Source organism: Thiococcus pfennigii (genome assembly GCF_016583835.1).
Lineage (GTDB): Bacteria > Pseudomonadota > Gammaproteobacteria > Chromatiales > Chromatiaceae > Thiococcus > Thiococcus pfennigii.
On sequence record NZ_NRRW01000115.1, the window covers coordinates 1 to 3,245 of the forward strand.

At 67.2% G+C, this 3,245-nt stretch carries 2 protein-coding genes; both read left to right on the forward strand.

All coding sequences use genetic code 11. The features are described from left to right. Window positions 1–382 precede the first annotated feature (382 nt). Window positions 383–1,924 carry an IS21 family transposase gene (gene istA, locus CKO41_RS18065; RefSeq protein ID WP_200383262.1) on the forward strand — a complete coding sequence of 514 codons (1,542 nt, stop codon included), beginning with the start codon at window positions 383–385 and terminating at the stop codon, window positions 1,922–1,924. Window positions 1,925–1,991: 67 nt separating this feature from the next. Then, window positions 1,992–2,747: an IS21-like element helper ATPase IstB gene (gene istB, locus CKO41_RS18070; protein ID WP_200383263.1), complete on the forward strand. Its 756-nt coding sequence runs from the start codon at window positions 1,992–1,994 to the stop codon at window positions 2,745–2,747. Window positions 2,748–3,245 lie beyond the last annotated feature (498 nt).

Here is a 3,245-nt window from a genome sequence, read left to right on the forward strand (position 1 = left end):
AGGAGCTCAAAGCCCGCATCCGTCAAGGCATTGATGAGATGAACGCCGCCCCGGTTGTCTTCCGCTGGAAGAAGTTTGATCTAGGGCTGGCGTGATATGTAACTTTATTGTTGGAACGAACTACTAGGCGTCTGACTCCCGCACTGTTCCGGAGATGGGGGCTTGAGTATTCCGACGGAATCCGGACACCGATTCCGATCCAAAGCGGACACCTGCTCGAGGTGAAAGCGGACAGCGCTTCGAGGGGAAAGCGGACACCGATTCCGAGCTGAATCCGGACACTGTTGCGAGGGAATCCGGACAGCCACTGGCACACGGATCGCGTTGCGGGATAACCCAAGTAAGCTGCCGCCCTTTTTGCCTGCTGCAAAGGGGGAGGCCCATGCCACGAGAACGGTTATCCATGCGCAAGATCCACGAAGTGCTGCGCCTGAGTTGGGGCGCGCAACAATCTTTACGGGCGGTATCGAGGACACTCGGCATCGGCAAGACGACGGTGTCGGACTGCTTGAAGCGGGCGCAGGCGGCGGGGCTGTCCTGGCCGTTGCCGCCGGACCTCGACGAGGGGCGACTGCACCGCCTGCTCTACCCGCAGGAGGTGCGCGCCCAGCGCCGCCAGGGTGAGGAGATCGATTGGGCGCAGATCCATCGTGAGTTGCGCGGCAAGGGGGTGACGCTGTTCCTGCTCTGGCAGGAGTACCGCGAGCGTGACCCGCAAGGCTATTCCTACAGCCGTTTCTGCGAGCTCTACACGCAGTGGCGCGGGCGGCTCGACGTGGTGATGCGCCAGAGCCACCGCGCCGGGGAGAAGCTGTTCGTCGACTACGCCGGGCAGACGGTGGACCTCGTCGATGCGCGCAGCGGCGAGGTGCAGACGGCGCAGATCTTCGTCGCCGTGCTGGGCGCCTCCAACTACACCTACGCCGAAGCCACCCGCACCCAGAGCCTGCCCGACTGGATCGGTGCCCAGGTGCGCGCCCTGGCCTTCTTCGATGGGGTGCCAGAGGTGATCGTCCCGGACAACCTGCGCAGCGCCGTGCACAAGGCCTGCCGCTACGAGCCGGACCTCAACCCCACCTACCAGGATTTTGCCCGCCACTACGGCGTGGCGGTGATTCCGGCGCGCGTGCGCAAGCCACGCGATAAGGCCAAGGCCGAGGGCGGGGTGCTGCTGGTTGAGCGCTGGATCCTGGCGCGGCTGCGCCATGAAATCTTCTTCTCCCTGGCCGCGCTCAATGCCGCCATCGCCGCGCTGTTGCCGGCCCTCAACAGCCGCGCGTTCAAGAAGCTGGAGGGCTCGCGGCGCAGCCACTTCGAGGCCATCGACCGCCCGGCCCTGCGGCCCTTGCCGAGCCAGCCCTACGAGTACGCCGAATGGCGCAAGGCGCGCGTGGCACCGAACATCCACATCGAGGTCGACGGCCACTACTACTCAGCCCCGCACACGCTGGTGAAGCGTCAGGTCGATGTGCGCCTCACGGCCACCACGGTGGAGGTGCTCCACCAGGGGCAGCGCGTCACCGCCCATGCCCGCAGTGCCCGGCGCGGCGGCTACACCACCGTGCCCGCCCACATGCCCGAAGCCCATCAGCGCTATCTGGAGTGGACGCCCGAGCGGCTGCTGCGCTGGGCCGAGCAGCACGGCCCGGCCACCCGTACCTTGGTGGCACGCCTGCTCACCGAGCGGCCTCATCCCCAGCAGGGCTTCAACGCCGCCTTCGGGGTGCTGCGCTTGGGCAAGGACTACGGCGCGCCCCGTCTGGAGGCCGCCTGCGCCCGGGCGCTGGCCATCGGCACCGTCAGCTACAAGAGCCTCGCCTCGATCCTCGCCAAGGGCCTCGATGCTCGCCCCCTGCCGAGCGTCACCCCCGAGGCCGAGCCCATCGTCCATCCCAATGTGCGCGGCGCCGGTTACTACCACTGACGCCTCGTCATCGCCCCCCGACCGCCGGTCGGGGGCGTCCTTCCACCACCCTCAGGAGAGCTTTTCGATGTTGCTCCACCCCACCCTCGAGCGCCTTCAGCAACTGCGCCTGCCCGGCATGGCTCGCGCCCTCCAAGAGCAGTTACAGCAGCCCGACATCGCCGCCTTGAGCTTCGAAGAGCGCCTCGCCCTGCTGCTCGAGCGCGAGGCCACCGAACGCGAGAACCGCCGCCTGAAAACCCGCCTCAAACAGGCCAAGCTGCGCCAACAGGCCGCCGTCGAGGACATCGATTACCGCACCGCCCGCGGCCTCGACAAGGCCCTCATGGCCCGCCTCGCCACCGGGCAGTGGCTCGCCGAGCACCTCAATGTCTTGATCACCGGACCCACCGGCGTCGGCAAGAGCTACCTCGCCTGCGCCTTGGCCAATCAAGCCTGCCGCCTCGGCTACACCGCCCGCTATCGGCGCCTGCCGCGCCTGCTCGAGGAGCTCGGCATCGCCCGTGCCGACGGCCGCTACAGCAAACTCCTCGCCGAGCTGGCCAAGACCGATCTGCTCGTCCTCGACGACTGGGGACTCACCCCCATGAACAACGAGCAGCGCCGCGATCTGCTCGAGATCCTCGATGACCGCTGCACCACCCGCTCGACCCTCGTCACCAGCCAGCTCCCCCTGGAGCACTGGCACGAGTATCTCGCCGATCCGACGCTCGCCGATGCCATCCTCGATCGCCTCGTGCACGCCGCCTACAAGCTCACGCTACGCGGCGAATCCCTGCGCAGGCGCACCTCCAAATTGACACAGGAGACCCTCGCACCGTAACACTGTCGTACCCGCCGCGTGATCCGAACCGTGCTGTCCGCTTTCATCGGACCGGGTGTCCGGATTCCGTCGGACTGACTGTCCGCTTTCGATCGGAACGGCTGTCCGCTTTCCTTCGGACTGGGTGTCCGGTTTCGCTGGAATACGCACCCGAACGGCCCGCACAGCGGACCCTACAGGGCTCATGCGACCTACGGGCTCGCGCAGAGACGCAGAGGCGCAAAGTGAAGAGAAAGCCTTGGTCGATGTCACCAGTACGCTCCTCTTCTCCTTCTCTGCGCCTTTGCGTCTCTGCGCGAGATCTCTTTTTCGGGTGCGAGGCCGTCGGGTCAGGCGCGCCGGCGCGGCCTTCGATGGGAAAGCAGCGGTCGCGCGCGCGCCATAACCCGACAACGGCCCCGCTGACGCCGCCTGCGCTGGTAGGCGCCCGCTTGCGGGCGGTCGGGGCGCGGATGCCTCGGTGGCCGCCGCGTTGCCGGCCGTCGGGTTACGCCCCGA

Bases quoted from the DNA above. Each gene is read 5' to 3' on its own strand.
- istA (WP_200383262.1), top strand. From the start codon at position 383: ATGCCACGAGAACGGTTATCCATGCGCAAGATCCACGAAGTGCTGCGC.
- istB (WP_200383263.1), top strand. From the start codon at position 1,992: ATGTTGCTCCACCCCACCCTCGAGCGCCTTCAGCAACTGCGCCTGCCC.